General features: G+C 72.5%; 2 protein-coding genes. One reads left to right on the top strand and one right to left on the bottom strand.

Annotated elements, in window-relative coordinates; genetic code table 11:
* Nucleotides 1–89: 89 nt before the first annotated feature.
* Nucleotides 90–713 (bottom strand): uracil phosphoribosyltransferase, encoded by a 624-nt coding sequence (upp, locus tag G6030_RS15300; RefSeq protein ID WP_182643701.1) that lies wholly within the window; start codon nucleotides 711–713, stop codon nucleotides 90–92.
* Nucleotides 714–824: 111 nt separating this feature from the next.
* Here upp and G6030_RS15295 point away from each other — a divergent pair.
* A partial coding sequence (locus G6030_RS15295; RefSeq protein ID WP_241724395.1) for a type VII secretion target occupies nucleotides 825–1,045 on the top strand: 221 nt, incomplete at its 3' end.

Genomic DNA, 1,045 nt, shown 5'->3' with positions numbered 1-1,045 from the left:
GTCGCCGAGGCCGTGGCCCGCGGCGACGTGGACTGACCGGCAGGCGTCCGACGGGACCGCCCGGCGGAGGCGTCAGCCGCCCCGAGCCGTCAGCGGGGGCCGAAGAGGCGGTCGCCCGCGTCGCCCAGACCGGGGACGATGAAGGCGTTCTCGTCGAGACGCTCGTCGATCGTCGCGGTGACCAGCGTCGCCGCCAGACCCGACTCGCGCACGGCCTCGATCCCCTCCGGCGCGCACAGAACGCACACCACCGTCAGGCCGGTCGCGCCCCGCGCCGCGAGCGTCTCCAGCGTCGTGACCAGCGAGCCGCCGGTCGCGAGCATCGGGTCGAGCACGACCACGTGGCGTCCGGTGAGGTCCTCGGGCAGCGAGCACAGATACGACACCGGCTCGTGGCTCTCCTCGTCGCGGGCCAGGCCGATGAACCCGACCTGCGCCCCGGGCAGCAACCGGGTTGCCGGGTCCAGCAGGCCCAGGCCCGCGCGCAGGACCGGGACGACCAGCGGCACGCCGTCCACGGCCACCCCTGTCGTCTCGACGATGGGGGTGGTCACCGGGACCTGCTTCGTCGGGATCGAGCGGAACGCCTCGTAACAGAGCATGGTCCCGAGCGCGTCCATCGCGGCCCGGAACCCGGCGGTGTCGGTGGCGGAATCGCGCAGGGTTCGGAGCCGGTCCCCGACCAGCGGGTGGTCCACGACGATGATGTCCATGCCCGTCAGGATTCCACACGGGACAAATCGTGGATCGGGTGGAACCGGATCGCCTCCCCTGCGCGTCGAACCCTGTGACGGACGAGAAGACGGCGTTGAGGGGACGAGGCCATGGCGGACGGGGCGATCGATGTCGATGTCGACGGTTTACGGGAACTGGGCACGGGACTGACCACCCTGGCCGACACGCTGGGGAGCGCGCTCGAGGCGGTCGACGCGGTGCCGATCGACGCGGTCGCACCGGTCGTGGGGCCGGTCGGGGCCGACTTCATGTCCGCTCTACTGGCCGCCACCGCACGGCATCGGGAGGTGCTGGCCGGCCTCACGCGCGT

The organism is Dietzia sp. E1 (assembly GCF_014145015.1).
Lineage (GTDB): Bacteria > Actinomycetota > Actinomycetes > Mycobacteriales > Mycobacteriaceae > Dietzia > Dietzia cinnamea_A.
The sequence above is the reverse complement of the archived record's forward strand: the minus strand, read 5'-3'. Positions and strand labels throughout refer to the sequence as shown.

What these genes read in the sequence shown, in the direction of transcription:
- upp (WP_182643701.1), bottom strand. Translation starts at nt 713, where the DNA reads ATGGACATCATCGTCGTGGACCACCCGCTGGTCGGGGACCGGCTCCGA.